The organism is Streptomyces sp. NPDC059169 (assembly GCF_042755225.1).
Classification (GTDB): domain Bacteria; phylum Actinomycetota; class Actinomycetes; order Streptomycetales; family Streptomycetaceae; genus Streptomyces.
Genome location: NZ_JBHZCF010000001.1, coordinates 545,343 through 563,463, shown reverse-complemented (window position 1 = coordinate 563,463; position 18,121 = coordinate 545,343). Strand labels below are relative to the sequence as shown.

Sequence of the window (18,121 nt, the reverse complement as noted above, 5' to 3'; positions counted from 1 at the left end):
GGAAACGGGCATTCGGCCGTGTTTCGGTGGGCTGTAGGCAGAGCCTTGGCCTTATGTTCGACTTTTGTTCGACTTCAGGCCACCGATGCGGCGCCGGTGGCGCCGAGTCCCGCACCACCCGACTCCAGTACTTCGCGGACCCTGGTCGCGACGGCGGGATGGACGGGCAGCGCGAGATGGCCGATGCCGTTCACGTGGACGTTCTGCGCCGCGAGGTCGGGATGGTCCAGGCGCGCCGTCTCGGGGGGCACCATCACCTGGTCCAGATCGCTCCAGAAGCTGACGAACCGGGTCCTGCAGTCGGGCGCGGGACGGCGCAACTCGGCGATCACCGCGGAGCCCGGCCTCATCTGGCGTACGAGGGGGTGGGCGCTCGCGAAGGGCGCGACGCGCGTACCCGCGTGCGGGGTGCCGAGGGTGACCAGTGTGCGGACGCGGTGGTCACCGCCGAGCCGCTGGACGTAGTAGCGGGCGATGAGGCCCCCGAGGCTGTGGCCGACGACGTCGACCTCCTGGTGACCGGTGCGCGCGCAGATCTGTTCGACGTGCCGACCGAGGAGCTCCGCCGCCGTCCGTATGTCGCAGGTCAGCGGCGAGTAGTTGAGGGACTCCAGGTGGCTCCAGCCGTGCCGGGCCAGGCAGCGTCGCAGGAGCACGAACACGGAGCGGTTGTCGACGAAGCCGTGGAGCATGACGACGGGGAGCAGTGGACCGCCCTGCGCCGGGAGCTTGACGGCGTCGGTCGGTGCCGGCTTCGGGGCCTGGCGCTCCTGCGTCACGCCCGACGGGTAGAGGACCAGGTGGGCGGCGAGGACGGCCACCTCAAGGGCGGTGGCCCGGACCAGTGCGATCGACACCCTCGTCCGCAAGAGCGGCAGCAGTCCCATGGCCGACCTCCTGAACGGCGCACGGGATGACGGCTCCGTCCCCCGTGTGCCCTCATGGGGCTGCCGACAGGTCGCACCGCTGTGCCGCGGCGGCTGGCGGCACAGCGGTACGGCGACCGGCTGGCGGCTCCCTTGCGATCGCCCCAGATGCGACTGTGTGCCGACCTGCGCGGGTACGACGCATAGCGAACAATGTCCCACGTGTGATTTCCCCCTCGCTGTCCACCGTGAAACGGCTGGTTGCGGGATGCTGTAGATAACGTTCGTTCACACTCCCCGGCCCGCCGCGGCACGGGGACCCCGCGGCAACGACGCCGCAGTCGGTATGTGGAGGCAGTGATGGGTGTGACCGGTCCGATTCGCGTGGTGGTCGCCAAGCCGGGTCTCGACGGCCACGATCGCGGCGCGAAGGTGATCGCTCGCGCGCTGCGCGACGCCGGTATGGAGGTCATCTACACCGGGCTCCACCAGACCCCCGAGCAGATCGTGGACACCGCTATTCAGGAGGACGCCGACGCGATCGGCCTTTCCATCCTCTCCGGCGCCCACAACACGCTCTTCGTGAAGGTGCTGGAACTACTGAAGGAGCGGGACGCGGAGGACATCAAGGTCTTCGGCGGCGGCATCATCCCGGAGGCGGACATCCTGCCGCTGAAGGAGAAGGGCGTCGCCGCGATCTTCACGCCAGGCGCCACGACGACGTCCATCGTCGACTGGGTCAACGCCAACGTCCGCCATCACGCCGACGCCTGATCGCTCCCGCCGGTGAGATGCGCGCTCCGGGCCTCGCCGGGCCCGCGCTCCGCGCCGGGCCACGTGGAGCGCGGGGCAACGGGGGCCGACGGCTGGCCCGGGGCGGGCCCGCCCGACATTGCGCCCGGCGCCCGGCGTGCCACGCCACGCCACGTGTTGCGAGCCGGTATGCCCAAGGCGGCAGCCCGTCCGCGCAGCCGGTGCGCCACTCCAACGATGGGGCAGCCCGACGGGCGTGCCCTCGGGCTGCCTCGTCGGCAGCCCCACCCGATCGTCCGCTCGTGCCGTTCGTCCGGTAGGCATCAACGCCCCCGGCCGGGGCCGCACTGTCCACCGGCCGTGCCCGTACCGACCGCCGCACCGCACCAGCCTCGTCACCCGCCCGTGCTCCGGTCGTCCAGAGCAGGGGCTACACCCCTCGCGGAGTCAGCTCGGTGTGCATCGTCGCCCGCAGGCGCAGCGTCGAGACCAGACGCTGGAAAGCCTCGGACCAGTAGCTCCCCGCCCCCGGCGAGCCGTGTTCCGGTTCGTCGGGTGTCGCCGTCAGCAGGTCGAGCCGTTCCGCTTCCGCGGGGTCGAGGCAGCGCTCGGCCAGGCCCATGACGCCGCTGAAGCTCCACGGGTAACTCCCCGCGTCCCGCGCGATGTCGAGGGCGTCGACCACGGACCGCCCGAGCGGCTCCGCCCACGGCACCGCGCACACGCCGAGCAACTGGAACGCGTCGGACAGCCCGTGAGCCGATATGAACGCCGCGACCCATGCCGCCCGTTCCTCGTCCGGCAGCGTCGCCAGCAGCGTCGCCCGTTCCGCCAGGGAGGCTGTCCCGGGGCCGGTCGACGGCGGCTCCGACGGAGAGCCGAGGAGGGCGCGGGACCACACCGGATCCCGCTGCCGCACCGCTGCCCGGCACCATGCGGCGTGGAGCTCGTCGCGCCAGCCGTCGGCCACCGGCATGTTCACGATTTCCTCGGGAGTGCGCCAGCCGAGCCGGGCCGGCCAGGTCGCCAGCGGCGCCGCCTCGAGGAGTTGGCCGAGCCACCACGACCGTTCGCCCCGCCCGGAAGGTGGCGTCGGGACGACTCCGTCGCGCTGCATTCCCGCATCGCATGCGTGAGGCGCCTCGACGGCTATTCCTTCCCCGCCTTCCGCATGGTCTGGCCCGACGCAGCTCGAGGCCCGCTCGGCCATCCGCCCGGCCAGCGCAGAGCCCGGAAGCGCCGACAACAACTCTGCCGCGGTCGCACGGACGTTGCGACTGCGGTCGGACAACGCCTGCTCCAGGAAGGGTTCGTCCGCGTCCGACAGCCCCGTGCGCAGCGAGTCCAGGAACATCAGCCGGTCCTCAGCCCGCTCGGTGGACCATGTGGCGGCCAGCAGCGCACGGGCCGCCACCGGGTCGTGCGCGCGGACGGCGGAGAGCAGCGCGACCCGCTCGGCGAACAGTCCCTCCTCCCAGAGCCGGCGGACGGCGTCGCCGTCCTCGGGCGCCGGGAGGGAAGCCCCGCCCGACGTACCGCGCAGGGCGAACTTCCACTCGGTGTTGAGGCGCGCGAGCCACAGACCGCGCGGTCCGGCGAAACGCAGGGCGAGCGGGCGGAGGTCGGTACGGGCACGCGCCGCGTCGAGCAAGGCGGGCAGTGCCGAGGCGGGTGCGCGGTAGCCGTGCGCGTTGGCGGCCGAGAGCCACTGCGGGAGCAACTCGGTGAGGTCGGGCGCCGTGCCGCGGCGGCCCCCGGAGCTCGCGGGCGCACCGCGGTCGGCCAGTAGCAGGGCGAGCCGGCGGCGGGCGGGCTCCGGCGGGGTGCGTCGGTCGTCGTGGGGTGCCCGATCCGGCCGTGCCGCCGCCACGGGCAGGAGTCCGGCCCGGCGGCGCACCGTGTTCAGTGCGGCCGCGTCCAGGAGCGCGAGGGGTGCCTCCTGGCCGGGTGGCAGTACGGCGTCCGGTGGGGTGCGACGCTCGGTGCCGAGGAGAGCGGAGCTGACGAGCTCTTCCCAAGCGGTCGTGCGGGTGGTGCTGGGCATCGGTTCCTCCGTGCGTCAGGTGAGGGCGACCGTCTCGTCGGTGTCGTCGGACCAGGCGGACAGGGGCGTGAAGCCTCGGTGGCCGCATTCGCCGAAGACCGTGATCGGGCCGCCTCCCGACAGTGCGGCGAGCTTCCACAGCCCGGGCCGCGACAGGGCGGCGGAGGTGACGGGCAGCGCGCAGTCACCCTCCTCGTCGACGATGTGCCAGCCGTCGTCCGCCGGGGCCGGTAGGACATGGGTCAGGGTGACCGGCCAGGACTCCAGCCACGGGTCCTGGCACAGGGCCGCCGCGTACGCGGCGAGCGCGTCCACCACGGAACCGCCCGGCGGCGGCGCCTTGATGGGGGCCGGCGGGCCGAACTGCGCACCGAGGTCGACCCGTAGTTGCCCGGCACCCGGGTGCGGCACGAGCTCGGCATCGATCATCACGCCCGTGGGCAGGGCGAGTTGGGGCGCTCGACCTGCGGCGCCGAACGAGAGCAGCAGAGCCGTGCGGCCGCTCTTCCGCCCGGACAGCCACATGCGCCGCGTGGTGACCCTGCCGTCGGTGGTGTCGTACTGCGCGAGCACCAGCCACTCGTCCCTGACCGCAGGCCCCTCCGCCGGAGCGGTCAGCCCCACCCTCGTCCGGACGGTGGCGGCCAGCGGCGCGGGCAGCCGCTCGACGTCCAGCCAGGCGCGGTCGAGGAGGTGGAGCAGCGCGCACTCCTCCAGCAACCGCACCGGCCAGCCCGCCCCCGATCCCGGGATCGCGCCCAACTCCCTCACCCGTCCGGCCAGCCCGGGTGCCTGGGCGTCGACCATGCGGGCCGCAGCCTCCTGCCACATCCCGTACCCCGCCTGCTCCGCCGAGGCGAGGCCGCCGCGCAGCAGGTCGGCCAGCCTCTGCTCGAGTTCCGTCACTCCGGCGGTGATCCGGACCGCACGCCGTGCGGCCCTGCGCCGGGCCGCCTCCGGGTCGGCCGTCTTGGCGGCCCGTCTCGCGTCGGCTCCGCCCGCTTCCCCGTCCGCCGTGCGCCTGCGGCGCTTGGCCAGCCAGCCGTCGGCCCATTCCGGCACGGCGGTGGGCGGGACGGCCTCCTGGCCCCCGGCCCAGAGCAGCAGCAGCCCCAGCGCGTGCTTGCACGGGAACTTCCTGCTCGGACAACTGCACGTGTACGCCGGGCCCTTGGTGTCCACGACCGTCTGGTACGGCTTGCTCCCGCTGCCCTTGCACAGGCCCCAGACGGCCCCGGACCCGCTGCAGCCCGCCTCGGACCAGGGCCCGGGCGTGCCGAGTTTGCTTCCCGCCTTGCGCGACGAGGCGTCAGGAGCCAGGGCCAGCACCTGTTCCGCCGTCCAGCGCACCCCCTGCTGATTCATGGGGAAGACGCTAGGTGCAGCCACTGACAATCGTCCCTGACCTGCCCGTTCGTTCGCAGCGCGAGGGCCGCGCCGCCGATTGACCCAAGGCGGTTCGTGGTGGTGCCGAAAGGAACGGGCCGGCCCGCCGGACGGCGGGCCCCGCCCGGGTTTCGGCGACCGGGATCCGACGACTGGGCATTCCCGCCCCACCTGCGGCGACGATCGATTGTCAGTGGCGTGGTGCACGGTGGCACCCACATCCGGTCGACCGATCTGGAGGGGGATCCATGACCGTGCCCGAAGCCAGTGCAACCACCGCCGTCGAGACGCTGCGGCCGCATGCCGAGGACGCCTTCGCCGAAGAGCTCGCCGCGCTGGCCGCGGCCGACGACCGGCCGCGGCCGGCCCGCTGGAGGCTGTCGCCGTGGGCGGTGGCCACCTATCTGCTGGGCGGCACCCTGCCCGACGGGACGGTGGTCACGCCCAAGTACGTCGGGCCGCGCCGGATCGTCGAGGTCGCGGTCACGACGCTCGCCACGGACCGCGCGCTGCTCCTGCTCGGTGTCCCCGGTACGGCCAAGACCTGGGTCTCCGAGCACCTGGCCGCTGCGGTCAGCGGGGACTCCACTCTGCTCGTGCAGGGCACGGCGGGGACGCCCGAGGAGGCGATCCGGTACGGGTGGAACTACGCCCGGTTGCTCGCCCACGGGCCGAGCCGCGACGCGCTGGTGCCCAGCCCGGTCATGCGGGCGATGTCGCAGGGCATGACCGCACGCGTCGAGGAGCTCACCCGCATCCCTGCGGACGTGCAGGACACGCTGATCACCATCCTGTCCGAGAAGACGCTGCCCGTACCCGAGTTGGGCGAGGAGGTGCAGGCGGTACGCGGGTTCAACCTGATCGCCACCGCCAACGACCGTGACCGCGGCGTCAACGACCTCTCCAGCGCCCTGCGCCGCAGGTTCAACACGGTGGTGCTGCCGCTGCCCGAATCCGCGGAGGCGGAGGTCGACATCGTGTCCCGGCGCGTTGACCAGATCGGCCGTTCGCTCGACCTGCCCGCCGTTCCCGAAGGGTTCGACGAGATCCGTCGCGTCGTCACGGTCTTCCGCGAGCTGCGTGGCGGCGTCACGGCGGACGGGCGCACCAAGCTCAAGTCCCCTTCGGGGACGCTCTCCACCGCGGAGGCCATCTCGGTCGTCACCAATGGGCTCGCCCTCGCGGCGCACTTCGGTGACGGGGTGCTGCGGCCGGGCGACGTGGCCGCCGGGCTCCTGGGAGCCGTCGTGCGCGACCCCGCGGCGGACCGCGTCATCTGGCAGGAGTACTTGGAAACGGTGGTCCGCGAGCGCGACGGCTGGAAGGACTTCTACCGCGCCTGCCGTGAGGTGAGCGCATGACGACGGGCACGGTGGTGCCGGACGCGCCGCAGGCCCCCGTCCGTCCGCCGGGCGGCGCTGCCGCCCGGCAGGCCGCGTCCGCCGCGAGCCCCGCTGCGGCTGTCGGACGGGAGTCCCCGGCCGCGGTCACCTCGCCGGCCGGGACGCCCGGAGGCGTGGAGGAGGCCTGGCCCGTCGACGGGCCGCTGGTGCTGGGAGTGCGCCATCACGGACCGGGATCCGCCCGGGCGGTGCGGGCCGCCCTGGAGGCGGTACGGCCCCGGGCGCTGTTGGTGGAGGGGCCGCCCGAAGGGGACGCCCTGGTGCCGCTCGCGGCCGACGACGCCATGGTCCCGCCGGTGGCGATCCTGGCGCATTCCGTGGACGACCCGGGCAGGGCCGCGTTCTGGCCGTTCGCCGGGTTCTCCCCCGAGTGGGTGGCGATCCGCTGGGCCCTGCGCCACGACGTTCCCGTGCGTTTCATCGACCTGCCCGCCGCGTACTCCCTGGCGGCTGCCGCCGACCCCTCGTGGGGCGATGAGGAGGACGAACTGCACCCGGGGGACGGAGGGGAGCGAGCGCTGCGGATCGATCCCGTCGCCGTGCTCGCCGAGGCCGCCGGGTACGACGACCCGGAGCGCTGGTGGGAGGACGTGATCGAGCACCGTGGCGCGTCCCCCTCGGGGGGCGGCCCGGCGCCGGCCGACCCCCTCCTGCCGTTCGCCGTCCTCGGTGAGGCGATGGCCGCTCTCCGCGAGACCTACGGGCACGGCGGGCACCCGCGTGATCTCGTGCGCGAGGCCCATATGCGGATCCAGCTGCGCGTCGCGCGCAAGGAGTTCGGCGATGAGGTCGCGGTCGTCTGCGGCGCGTGGCACGTGCCCGCACTGACGGCAAAGTCGACCGTCACCGCCGACCGCGCCCTGCTCAGGGGGCTTCCCAAGGTCAAGACGGAGACGACGTGGGTCCCCTGGACCCACCGGAGACTGGCCCGGCACAGCGGCTACGGCGCAGGCATCGACGCTCCCGGTTGGTACGCCCACCTGTTCGACTCACCGGACCGTCCCCTCGAGCGCTGGATGACCAAGGCCGCCGGGCTGCTGAGGGACGCGGACCTGACGGTCTCCTCGGCCCACGTGATCGAAGCGGTCCGGCTCGCGGGGACACTCGCCGCGATGCGCGGCCGGCCGCTCGCCGGGCTGAGTGAGACCGCCGACGCGATCCGCGCCGTGATGTGCGACGGGTCCGACGTACCCCTGCGCCTGATCCAGGACGAGTTGACCACCGGCGACGTGCTCGGCGAAGTCCCGGACACGGCTCCGGCCGTACCACTGCAGCGCGACCTCACCCGGCTCCACCGCACCCTTCGGCTCAAACCAGAGTTGTTGGAACGCGAGTTGCAGCTCGACCTGCGCAAGGACAACGACGCGGCGCGCAGCCGTCTGCTGCACCGGCTCGGACTTCTCGGCATCACCTGGGGCACACAGACGCAGGGGCGTGCGTCCACCGGCACCTTCCGGGAGACGTGGCGGCTGCGCTGGGAGCCCGAGTCGTACGTCAAGGTCGCAGAGGCGGGTGTCTGGGGCACCACCGTGCTCACCGCCGCCACCGCCAAGGCTGCGTCGCAGGCTATGTCGTCGACAGCGCTCGCCGAGGTCACCGCGCTCGCGGAGCAGTGCCTGCTCGCGGAACTGCCGGAGGCGCTCCCCGTGGTGATGCAGGCCCTCGCCGACCGGGCCGCGCTGGACTCGGACGTCGGACACCTCGCCCAGGCCCTGCCCGCGCTCGCCCGCTCCCTGCGCTACGGGGACGTCCGCGCCACGGACACGGCTGCGCTCGGTGAGGTCGCGGCCGGGCTGGCCGAGCGGATCTGCGTGGGACTCCCGCCTGCCTGTACCGGACTGGACGCGGACGGAGCCGCCGAGATGCGCCGCCACCTCGACGCCGTCCACACGGCGATCGGGCTCCTGCCGGAGTCGGCTGAACTCGGCGTCCGCTGGGCCGGTGTGCTGCGCAGACTCGCCGTACGGGACACCGTGCGAGGAGTGATACGCGGCCGTGCGGCCCGGCTGCTGCTGGACGACGGCCGGCTGCCCGAGGAGGAGGCCGCCCGGCTCATGGGCCTGGCGCTCTCACCGGGCACCGCACCGACCGACGCCGCGGCCTGGATCGAGGGGTTCGTCGGCGGTGCCCCGGGCGGGGGGATGCTCCTGGTGCACGACGAGCGCTTGCTCGGGCTCGTGGACGCCTGGCTGGCGGGCGTGCCCGTGGACGCCTTCACGGACGTCCTGCCCTTGCTGCGCCGTACGTTCTCCGCGTACGAGCCGGGTGTGCGGCGCACCCTCGGCGAGTTGGTGCGGCGCGGTCCCGCTGCCCGAGGACCGGTTCAGAAGGAGGCCGGTGCACCGGGGTTCGGCGCCGGGCTCGACGAGGAGCGGGCGGACGCGGTGCTGCCCGTGCTGCGGCTGATCCTGGAGGGGGACGCATGACGACCGTGGAAACGGCACCCGACGAGCGGCTTCGCCGGTGGCGGCTGGTCCTTGGCGGGGAGGCCGCGGAAGGCACCGGCTGTGTACTGAACGGTGCGGACGCGGCGATGGACGGCGCGCTCGCCGCGCTGTACGGAGCGGGCGGCGACCGGGACAGGACCGGCGGAAGGCGGTCCGCGGGGCTGGAGGGCTCGGCCCCGTCCGTGGCGCGCTGGCTCGGTGACATCCGCACGTACTTCCCGAGTTCCGTCGTCCAGGTCATGCAGCGGGACGCCATCGACCGACTGGGCCTGTCGGCCCTCCTCCTGGAACCGGAAATGCTGGAGGCTGTCGAGGCGGACGTACACCTGGTGGGAACGCTCCTCTCGCTCAACAAGGCGATGCCGGAGACCACGAAGGAGACGGCTCGCGCGGTCGTCCGCAGGGTCGTCGAGGACCTGGAGAAACGCCTGGCCACCCGCACTCGGGCAACCCTCACAGGAGCGCTCGACCGCAGTGCACGCATCAACCGGCCGCGGCACCGGGACATCGACTGGGGCCGCACGATCCGGGCCAACCTGAAGAACTACCTGCCCGAGTACCGCACGGTCGTGCCCGAGCGGCTCATCGGCTACGGCCGCGCGTCCCGGTCCGTGAAGAAGGACGTCGTCCTGTGCATCGACCAGTCGGGCTCGATGGCGGCATCCGTCGTCTACGCCTCGGTGTTCGGGGCCGTGCTCGCCTCCATGCGCTCGATCGCGACGCGGCTCGTCGTCTTCGACACGTCCGTCGTCGACCTGACGGACCAACTCGACGACCCGGTGGACGTCCTGTTCGGCACCCGACTCGGCGGCGGTACGGACATCAACCGGGCCCTCGCCTACTGCCAGTCGCAGATCACCCGACCCGCCGACACCGTCGTCGTGCTCATCAGTGACCTCTACGAGGGCGGCATACGTGACGAGATGCTCAAGCGGGTCGCGGCGATGAAGGCGTCGGGGGTCCAGTTCGTCGCCTTGCTCGCTCTCTCCGACGAGGGTGCACCTGCTTACGACCGTGAGCATGCGGCAGCCCTGGCGGCCCTCGGGGCCCCGGCGTTCGCCTGCACTCCCGACCTCTTCCCGGAGGTCATGGCGGCGGCGCTCGAGAAGCGGCCGTTGCCGGTGCCCGATGAGGGTTGAGCGGAGAGTCGGGAGGGGGACCAAACCGGACGGGAACGTCCGGCGCCCTGGACGGCTGGGGCAGCCCGGCCACCGGGAGAGCCCTCGCCGCGGATCCCTGATGCCCGTTACCGCCGGCGCCCGCCGCCGGGGGCCAGGCTGGCCCTCTCCGCGTCAACCCGAGGCCCGTGCCGTCCGGTAGGCGTCCGCGCGTCGGGTCAGACTCGAGGAAGAGGTCCGGTGCGATGGTGCTGCGGATGCCCCAAGCCGCCGGCGCGGGGCCGCGGCACGTCGGGCACGCGCCGCCCGTCGCTGTCGGTCACGACGCACGACGCGATGGGCACGGTCGCCACGACGCCGGCCGCGGGGCACGCGGTCGCCGGGGTGAAGGGTACGGCCGCCGCGGTCGCGCCGAGCTACGTCCACGGTGTGGCGCAGCAGGTCTGAGCCGCGCGGGACGGCGTGTGACCGGCGGGTCGCCACGTCCGGCGGGTGAACACGGGCGGTCCCCATGGGGGTGGGGCCGCCCGTTCCCGTTCCCAGCCGCTCCCTTCCCCCTGCTGCTACCGGTTCCTTCCTGTCCGTCGTGATCTCTGTCCGTCATGCGAGCCCCGTCCGTCGTCGGCGCTGTCCTTCGTGGTCCCGATCCGTCCGCCGTGGTCCCGATCCCCGTCCGGCCCCTGCGCGCTGCGCCTGTGGGTGGTCCGCCCCTGTTCCGCTGATCCGCGATCCCTCCCGTCCGTTCCGTTTCTCGTGGCACCCGATGGGGGTGTGGCCGGTCCGACGCCCGTCACGGTGACCTCCGCGCGGGCCGGCGGCCGATGAGCGGGGGGTTGCTGCGGGGTTCGCCGCGCGCGGTGCGTCCCGCCGTGGCCGGACCGAGTCCGTTCCGCGTCCGTTCCGTATCCACTGGGTTCCGCCGCGGGCGCTATCTGTGACGGGTATCACCGCCCAGGTGTGATCTGCGATTTAGGCCGCCACGTCCTGCGGGGATAACCTGCGAGACGGACATGCCGCGTGCCCGGACACCGTGTACGCCTCCCTTGTGACAGCGCAGTCACGTTGCCCTTCGCGGCACGCCCACGCAGACAACGAACCGCGATCACTGAAAAGGGACGGACGCGCGTGGACCTGTTCGAGTACCAGGCGAGGGACCTCTTCGCCAAGCACGGTGTACCGGTGCTGGCCGGTGAAGTCATCGACACGCCTGAGGCGGCGCGCGAGGCGACCGAGCGACTGGGCGGCCGTTCGGTCGTCAAGGCGCAGGTGAAGGTCGGCGGCCGCGGCAAGGCCGGTGGCGTCAAGCTGGCCGCCACACCGGACGAGGCCGTCGCCCGCGCGACGGACATCCTTGGCATGGACATCAAGGGCCACACGGTCCACAAGGTGATGATCGCCGAGACGGCTCCCGAGATCGCCGAGGAGTACTACGTCTCGTACCTCCTGGACCGCACCAACCGCACCTTCCTGGCGATGGCCTCGGTCGCAGGCGGCATGGACATCGAGGAAGTCGCCGCGACGGCGCCGGAGAAGCTCGCCAAGGTTCCGGTCGACGCCAACGAGGGCGTCGACCGGGCCAAGGCTCGCGAGATCGTCGAGACCGCGAAGTTCCCGGCCGAGGTGGCCGAGCAGGTCGCCGAGGTCCTCGTGACCCTGTGGAAGACCTTCGTCGCGGAGGACGCCCTCCTCGTCGAGGTGAACCCGCTGGCCAAGGTCGCCGACGGCCGCGTCATCGCCCTCGACGGCAAGGTCTCGCTGGACGCCAACGCCGAGTTCCGCCACGCCGAGCAGCACGCCGAGCTCGAGGACAAGGCGGCGGCCAACCCGCTCGAGGCCGCAGCCAAGGCCAAGGGGCTCAACTACGTCAAGCTCGAGGGCGAAGTGGGCATCATCGGCAACGGCGCGGGTCTGGTCATGTCGACCCTCGACGTCGTCGCGTACGCCGGTGAGAAGCACGCAGGCGTCAAGCCGGCCAACTTCCTCGACATCGGTGGCGGTGCGTCCGCCGAGGTCATGGCGAACGGCCTGGAGATCATCCTCGGCGACCCGGACGTCAAGTCCGTGTTCGTCAACGTCTTCGGCGGCATCACCGCCTGCGACGCGGTCGCCAACGGCATCGTGCAGGCCCTGGAGCTCCTCGAGTCCAAGGGCGAGGCCGTGACGAAGCCGCTGGTCGTGCGTCTCGACGGCAACAATGCCGAGCTGGGTCGTCAGATCCTCGACGACCGCAACCACCCGCTCGTGCAGCGCGTGGACACCATGGACGGCGCGGCCGACAAGGCTGCCGAGCTGGCTGCTGCCAAGTAACAAGGGACGAGGTCACAGACTCACCATGGCTATCTTCCTCACCAAGGAATCCAAGGTCATCGTCCAGGGCATGACCGGCTCCGAGGGCCAGAAGCACACCAAGCGCATGCTGGCTTCCGGCACCAACATCGTCGGTGGCGTGAACCCGCGCAAGGCGGGCACCACGGTCGAATTCGACGTCCCCCAGGGCGCCGAGGGCCTGGGAAGCACCTCCGTCGAGGTCCCGGTCTTCGGATCGGTCAAGGAGGCCATCGAGAAGACCGGTGCCGACGTCACCGTCATCTTCGTCCCGGAGAGGTTCACCAAGGACGCGGTCGTCGAGGCGATCGACGCCGAGATCGGTCTCGCGGTCGTCATCACCGAGGGCGTCGCGGTCCACGACACCGCCCAGTTCTGGGCGTACGCGGGTGCCAAGGGCGACAAGACGCGGATCATCGGCCCGAACTGCCCGGGTCTGATCACCCCCGGTCAGTCGAACGCGGGCATCATCCCGTCCGACATCACCAAGCCCGGCCGCATCGGTCTCGTGTCCAAGTCCGGCACGCTGACCTACCAGATGATGTACGAGCTCCGGGACATCGGCTTCAGCTCCTGCGTCGGCATCGGTGGTGACCCGATCATCGGCACCACCCACATCGACGCCCTGGCCGCCTTCGAGGCTGACCCGGACACCGACCTGATCGTGATGATCGGCGAGATCGGCGGGGACGCCGAGGAGCGTGCCGCCGACTTCATCAAGGCGAACGTCACCAAGCCGGTCGTCGGTTACGTCGCGGGCTTCACCGCGCCCGAGGGCAAGACCATGGGCCACGCGGGCGCCATCGTCTCCGGCTCCTCCGGCACCGCCCAGGCGAAGAAGGAGGCCCTTGAGGCCGCCGGCGTGAAGGTCGGCAAGACCCCGACCGAGACGGCGAAGCTGGCGCGCGAGATCCTCGTGGGCTGAGCCCGACCGCTCCAGCATGCGGGCCCGCACCCCGGGGAATCGGGGCGCGGGCCCGCGTCGTGTCCACCGGGCGCCCGGCTCCCAGGGCGCGGACCTGCCCGGTCGCCTGCCCGCAGATCGGCCGGATGTGCCGTCGGCCACGGTCAGCCCACCCGTGGAACGAGTCGTTCCGGCCCGGCGTTCGGATGCGAGCGGAGCTTCGCTCGCAGCGTTACCTCCGCCTTCGTGAAGGAGGGCGGACCCCCGCGCGGCGGGACGCCGCTGACCGCCTCGCCCGGTGCCTGCGGGGGATCGTAGTGGGAGGGGGACGTCGCGAGGGTGACGGCCGTGGCCCCGATGATCAGCGCGGTCAGGCCGAAGGCCGCCCGCGTCCAGAACTGCGTCCTGCGCTCGCTGTTGTCCCGCACGGTCGGGGCAGGAGGGACGTCCGGTCCGACCCCGGCCCGCACCAGGTCGCCGAGCTCCCGGTGCAGTGCCGCGGGTTCCGACAACTGCGGCAGCCTGGCGGCGACGAGTTCTCGGGCGTGCAGTATCCGGTTGGCCGCGGCCGGGGTGCTCGCCTCGGTCTCGGCCGCCGTCTCGGGCAGGTCCAGGCCGAGCCCGTCGTACAGCAGCATCGTCCGGCGGTACGGCGGGGGCAGTTCGAGGAGTGCCGCGCGCAGGGGGTGCCGTTCGGGATCCGCGGACGCCGGGACGGACGCCTGTTCGTTCGGTTCCGGCCGACGGTGGCTGCGGCGCAGCCGGTGCCAGGGTGACAGCGCGTACTCGTACACGGCCGCTCGCACCCATCCCTCCGGATGACGGTCGACGGCGACCTCCGGCCAGCGCTGCCAGGCGAGGTGGAAGGCGTGCTCGACGGCCTCGCGGGCGAGTGCCCGTCTGCCGGTGAGCAGGTAGGCCTGGCGTACGAGATCGGGGGCCGCACGTGCGTAGAGGGCATCGAAGGCTTGTTCGGCGGTGAGGCTCGGCTCGCGAGCCTGGGGCACCGCGGGCGGGTAGTGGGCGGTCGGAGTCCGGCGGTGCCGGCTGTCGGGGGGCGCCGGTGGCGGGTGCGTGCCCGAGGCGGCGGGTCCGACCGCCGGGAACGGCCCTCGTGCCGGGCGGGACCCCGGTCCGGAAGCCCGCTCGGCGACGGGGGCGGTAGCGAGCCGGCTCGGCGACGCTGGAAGCGGCGCGGAGCGTTCCTCGGGCACGAGAGCTGGCGCGGACGCCGGGGCGGGCGTGGGCGGGGGTCCGGTCTCGGGCGTGCGGAGGGTGGCTTTTGCCGATGCGCCTCCGGACGCGGCCCCCGCTGCCGACGAGGCCACGGCGGGGGCCTCGGCGACCTCGCTGCGTCCGGGGGCGTGCTCCCCGGCTCGCTCCCGGGGGGCCGTGGGATCGACCTCGGAGGTCCGCGACTCCCCTGTGCCGGCGAGGGCTGGTGGCCTGTAGTGCTCCGCGCCGCCGGTCGTGGTGGCGCCGCCGCTGGGGGCCGGGGCCGCGTCGTGCTGCTCTCCGGCGTCCTGCCTGGTCTTCCGTTCCCCAGCGGGTGCCACGGCGTCCCCGTGCGCCTGTCGTGCCTCGCGATCTGCGGCGAGCGAGGCGAGCAGTTTCCCGTACGCCTCGCGCTTGCGTCCGCGCGGGGTGGTGCGGCCGGTCTCCCAGTTCCTTATCGTCGCGCGGGTAACGCCGACGGCCTCCGCCACTTGTTGTTCGCTCAGCGACTTCGCTTCGCGAAGCCGGCGCCGCTCTTTGGGGGACGGCAGTCGTCGGGCGTGGGGCTCGGTGCCGTCGCTGTCCCCGGTGCTCTGCGTCATGAAGGGCTCCCCGAGAGGCTGTACCTGGCAAAAAAACACATAAACGTATATTGAGCGACACAACGGCCATTCGCCTGTTACATGGATAAACCGTGTGTCGTTGGCAGCATGGCGGCGTGAACCGCACGACCGATCGCAGCCCGTCGTTGGTGGCCGTCCAGGGCGCCCCGCCCGCTGTCGCCCTGGTCATGTCCTTCATGCGGGGGGTGATCGCAGCAGGGCTGGGCCTCGGCGCCCTCGCCGTCCTGGTGACCCTGATGTGGATCACCTCCCCGTACCCGGACAGCGGACCACGCGGCGCGCTGCACGTGGCCGCAGGGCTGTGGCTCCTCGCGCACGGGGTCGAGGTGGTCAGGACCGACACGCTCTTCGGGACCCCGGCGCCCGTCGGGGTCGTCCCGCTGCTGCTGGTGGTGCTGCCCGTCGCTCTCGTGCACCGTGCGGCCCGGGACTCGGCCGAGGCCGTGGACGGCGCGCGCCAACCCTCCGGCGGCGTGGTGGTGGCAGGCGTCACCGTCGGGTACCTGGTGGTCGCCGGAGCCGTGACGGTGTTCTCGGCGGGCGGCGCGCTCGCTGGGGAACCGCTCAGCGCTGCCCTGCACCTCCCGCTCGCGGCCCTCCTGTCCGCAGCGGCAGGAGTCTGGACGGCGTACGGTCGCCCGCTCGGGCCGCTGCCGGACCGGGTGCCAGCGCGCCTCCGTACCGCCCTTGCGCGGTCCTGGGTCGTCGAGGCGCCCAGGGTCGCCGGCGCGGCGGTGGCAGCGCTGCTGTGCGGCGGTCTGCTGCTGCTCGGACTGTCGCTGGTGGGCCATGCCGGCGCGTTGCAGGAGTCCTTCCTGATGCTCGCGCGGGACTGGCCGGGCAGGTTCGCGGTGCTGCTGCTCGCCCTGCTGCTGCTGCCCAACGCCGCGGTGTGGGCAGCGGCCTACGGACTCGGCCCGGGGTTCGCTCTCGGTACGGGTGCCGCGGTGACGCCCCTCGGGAAGACGGGGAACCCGGTGGTGCCCGAGTTCCCGCTGCTCACGGCGGTCCCCGGGGGCGGGCCCGCGCACCCGCTGATCTGGCTGGCCGTCGCGGTGCCCGTCGCAGCGGGTGTGGCGGCAGGCTGGTGCGCGGTGGCCCCGGCCGGGTCGGCATCCCGCGGGCGTGCCGCCGGGAGGCCCGGCGTCGAGCGGCGCGAGGGCGCGTCGGACCAGGGGCACCGCAGCGGAGGAGCCTCCTCCAGGGACGCGGGGGGTGCCGAGCGCGCCGGGTCCGGGGACGGCCGCGGCATCGGCGGCACCACACTGACCGTGCTGCTCGCGGCGGGTCTGTGCGGCGTGGCCGTTTCGCTGCTCTCCGCAGCTGCCGGTGGCCCGCTCGGCACCGGCCACCTGGCCGCCTTCGGCCCGGTCTGGTGGCTCACGGGCCCCGCCGCGGTGCTGTGGACCACGGCCGTCGGGGTTCCCTGTGCGCTAGGTCTGCGCGCCTGGCGCCTGAGGGACCGGGACCGCTGGACGTGGGCCCGCTGCCGGGCGGCAGCGGTGCGGTCCGTGCGCGGTGTGCCGGGGCGCCTGAAACCACGGGGAATCCCGTTGCCCGGCCGTTCGTCGAGGGAGGCGCCGGGTCGATCCCCGGCGGTGGTCCTCGCCCCTTCCCCGACGCAGGCCCTCGACCGCGCACCGGCGGAGGCCGGTCCGGCCGAGGGGCCGGCCGGTCACGACGACCCCACGTCCGCGGGCACACCCGCGCCGGCGGATGACGCCCGTGCGGAGGACCCGGGTGGGGAGGACGTGCCAGGCCCGGCAGGCGACCCGGGACCAGCTGTTCCTCCGCCCGTACCCTCGCCGCCCGCGCCCGCGGAGAGGGCCACGGCGACGGTCGTGCCCACCGTCGGACCGACGGCGGGCACGACCGCACGGGGCGCCGGCGGGATGTGGGGTGCCCCGGGTCCTGCACCGGGAGGGGCCGCGACACCGGACGCGGGTCTTGAGGAAGCCGGGACCGCTCGATCGGCCTGCGACGTGCGCGGGGGCACGCCCGCCAGGCCGTCCGGCGCGGGTGCGGCGGCCGGTACGGGAGGAACCCGGCAGAACCGGTCCTCCTCGACTACTGCTTGACGCCGATCACGCCGCGCAGCGGCTCGGGCAGCAGCGTGTTGCAGGAGAGCTGGCCCGTCTTCGTCAGGGAGTCGTCCACGCACGTGTAGAAGTCGCGGTACACCAGCTGGACGGTGAAGGTCATCGCCACGATCGCCAGTGCGACCACCGCCATCAGCAGACCGCTCACGGCCGCCGTCACCTGTGACTTGCCCGACGGCTGGGGGGCGCCGACGGCCGCGGCAGTCGCCTCGCCGACGGTGCGCCGCGACCTCGCGCGCAGCGAGCTCGTGCCCCAGTAGAGCGTCAGGGCACCGAGGAGCAGGGCGATCTCGGGGAGGTCGAAGAGGGCGAAGAAGAAGGCCCACATGCCGCCCAGGAGCGCGTAGCGGGCGCGCCGCTGGGCCGGGTCGGTCGGGTCCCAGCGCAGGCCGGTGCCAGGGCCGCCGCCCTCGGGGCCGCCCTGGCCGCCGCCCTGGCCCTCGGGCCGGCCGCCGAACCCGCCGGAGGAGCGGCCCGGCTGGCGGCTGCTCCATTGGCTTCCCCAGGACGAACGCTCGTCGTCCCGCTCGTCGTCGTCGCCTTCGTCGCTGCCGCTCGACCCGTGCCGGGGCTGCCAGGGACGGTCCGGCGAACCCTCCGGCGGGGGCGCGAACGGATTGCCCCCGTCCGCGGGTCCGCCGGGTTCCCCGGGCTCCGTGGAATCCGTGGACTGGCGTTCCCGCAGCAGCAAGGAGCCCCGCTCGGAGGCGAGCGGGAGGCGGAAGGCCGTGCGGCGGCGTCGGTCCGGCATGTGGTGAACGTCTTCCCCTCTGTACCCGGGTGCTCCGTCTGAGGACGGGCCCTGCCCCCAGACGCTACCTCCCGGCCCTGCCCCCGTCCCGTGGGGGCCGCTCGGTGTGCCGGTATCGTTGCTGACGGTCGGCGGCTTCGTAGAGTTCCCCTATCGCAGGACTCGCTCCGTTCGTACGACCGCACAA

The 18,121-nt window shown here is 73.1% G+C and carries 12 protein-coding genes; 7 read left to right on the top strand and 5 right to left on the bottom strand.

Annotated features, from left to right (window positions below; all coding sequences use genetic code 11):
* Positions 1–74: 74 nt before the first annotated feature.
* Positions 75–887 carry an esterase/lipase family protein gene (locus ACFXOM_RS02500; RefSeq protein WP_384939196.1) on the bottom strand — a complete coding sequence of 271 codons (813 nt, stop codon included), beginning with the start codon at positions 885–887 and terminating at the stop codon, positions 75–77.
* Between the two features lie 339 nt (positions 888–1,226).
* On the opposite strand from ACFXOM_RS02500, the gene ACFXOM_RS02495 reads away from it, so the two are divergent.
* Positions 1,227–1,640, top strand: coding sequence for a cobalamin B12-binding domain-containing protein (locus tag ACFXOM_RS02495; RefSeq protein ID WP_384939194.1), 414 nt, complete (start codon positions 1,227–1,229; stop codon positions 1,638–1,640).
* 409 nt (positions 1,641–2,049) lie between these two features.
* On the opposite strand, the gene ACFXOM_RS02490 is transcribed toward ACFXOM_RS02495, so the two are convergent.
* On the bottom strand, positions 2,050–3,663 hold the full coding sequence (locus tag ACFXOM_RS02490; RefSeq protein ID WP_385036777.1) for a DUF5691 domain-containing protein: 1,614 nt from the start codon (positions 3,661–3,663) through the stop codon (positions 2,050–2,052).
* Positions 3,664–3,678: 15 nt separating this feature from the next.
* Entirely contained in the window at positions 3,679–5,028 is a 1,350-nt protein-coding gene (locus ACFXOM_RS02485; RefSeq protein WP_385036775.1) for an SWIM zinc finger family protein, read from the bottom strand.
* Positions 5,029–5,297: 269 nt separating this feature from the next.
* Between ACFXOM_RS02485 and ACFXOM_RS02480 the strand changes: the two genes are divergently transcribed.
* The 5 genes from ACFXOM_RS02480 (at position 5,298) to sucD (ending at position 13,267) form a co-directional block, all read left to right on the top strand.
* On the top strand, positions 5,298–6,410 hold the full coding sequence (locus tag ACFXOM_RS02480; RefSeq protein ID WP_384939189.1) for an AAA family ATPase: 1,113 nt from the start codon (positions 5,298–5,300) through the stop codon (positions 6,408–6,410).
* A complete protein-coding gene (locus ACFXOM_RS02475; RefSeq protein ID WP_385036773.1) occupies positions 6,407–8,878 on the top strand; it encodes a DUF5682 family protein in 2,472 nt (823 codons plus the stop codon). The genes ACFXOM_RS02480 and ACFXOM_RS02475 overlap by 4 nt, the downstream gene beginning before the upstream one ends.
* On the top strand, positions 8,875–10,038 hold the full coding sequence (locus tag ACFXOM_RS02470; protein WP_384939185.1) for a VWA domain-containing protein: 1,164 nt from the start codon (positions 8,875–8,877) through the stop codon (positions 10,036–10,038). The genes ACFXOM_RS02475 and ACFXOM_RS02470 overlap by 4 nt, the downstream gene beginning before the upstream one ends.
* A gap of 1,104 nt (positions 10,039–11,142) precedes the next feature.
* Entirely contained in the window at positions 11,143–12,324 is a 1,182-nt protein-coding gene (gene sucC, locus ACFXOM_RS02465; protein ID WP_384939183.1) for an ADP-forming succinate--CoA ligase subunit beta, read from the top strand.
* 25 nt (positions 12,325–12,349) lie between these two features.
* Complete coding sequence (gene sucD / locus ACFXOM_RS02460) at positions 12,350–13,267, top strand: succinate--CoA ligase subunit alpha (protein ID WP_384939181.1); 918 nt, start codon at positions 12,350–12,352, stop codon at positions 13,265–13,267.
* Between the two features lie 143 nt (positions 13,268–13,410).
* Here the strand turns inward: sucD and ACFXOM_RS02455 are convergent, their stop codons facing one another.
* Positions 13,411–15,063 (bottom strand): sigma factor-like helix-turn-helix DNA-binding protein, encoded by a 1,653-nt coding sequence (locus tag ACFXOM_RS02455; protein ID WP_384939179.1) that lies wholly within the window; start codon positions 15,061–15,063, stop codon positions 13,411–13,413.
* Between the two features lie 116 nt (positions 15,064–15,179).
* On the opposite strand from ACFXOM_RS02455, the gene ACFXOM_RS02450 reads away from it, so the two are divergent.
* A complete protein-coding gene (locus ACFXOM_RS02450) occupies positions 15,180–17,162 on the top strand; it encodes a DUF6350 family protein (RefSeq protein WP_385036771.1) in 1,983 nt (660 codons plus the stop codon).
* Here the strand turns inward: ACFXOM_RS02450 and ACFXOM_RS02445 are convergent.
* On the bottom strand, positions 17,152–17,934 hold the full coding sequence (locus ACFXOM_RS02445; protein ID WP_384939175.1) for a hypothetical protein: 783 nt from the start codon (positions 17,932–17,934) through the stop codon (positions 17,152–17,154). The genes ACFXOM_RS02450 and ACFXOM_RS02445 overlap by 11 nt on opposite strands.
* Between the last annotated feature and the right edge of the window lie 187 nt (positions 17,935–18,121).

Coding starts and splice junctions, on each gene's coding strand:
- ACFXOM_RS02500 (WP_384939196.1), bottom strand. CDS start 887: ATGGGACTGCTGCCGCTCTTGCGGACGAGGGTGTCGATCGCACTGGTC.
- ACFXOM_RS02495 (WP_384939194.1), top strand. CDS start 1,227: ATGGGTGTGACCGGTCCGATTCGCGTGGTGGTCGCCAAGCCGGGTCTC.
- ACFXOM_RS02490 (WP_385036777.1), bottom strand. CDS start 3,663: ATGCCCAGCACCACCCGCACGACCGCTTGGGAAGAGCTCGTCAGCTCC.
- ACFXOM_RS02485 (WP_385036775.1), bottom strand. CDS start 5,028: ATGAATCAGCAGGGGGTGCGCTGGACGGCGGAACAGGTGCTGGCCCTG.
- ACFXOM_RS02480 (WP_384939189.1), top strand. CDS start 5,298: ATGACCGTGCCCGAAGCCAGTGCAACCACCGCCGTCGAGACGCTGCGG.
- ACFXOM_RS02475 (WP_385036773.1), top strand. CDS start 6,407: ATGACGACGGGCACGGTGGTGCCGGACGCGCCGCAGGCCCCCGTCCGT.
- ACFXOM_RS02470 (WP_384939185.1), top strand. CDS start 8,875: ATGACGACCGTGGAAACGGCACCCGACGAGCGGCTTCGCCGGTGGCGG.
- sucD (WP_384939181.1), top strand. CDS start 12,350: ATGGCTATCTTCCTCACCAAGGAATCCAAGGTCATCGTCCAGGGCATG.
- ACFXOM_RS02455 (WP_384939179.1), bottom strand. CDS start 15,063: ATGACGCAGAGCACCGGGGACAGCGACGGCACCGAGCCCCACGCCCGA.
- ACFXOM_RS02445 (WP_384939175.1), bottom strand. CDS start 17,934: ATGCCGGACCGACGCCGCCGCACGGCCTTCCGCCTCCCGCTCGCCTCC.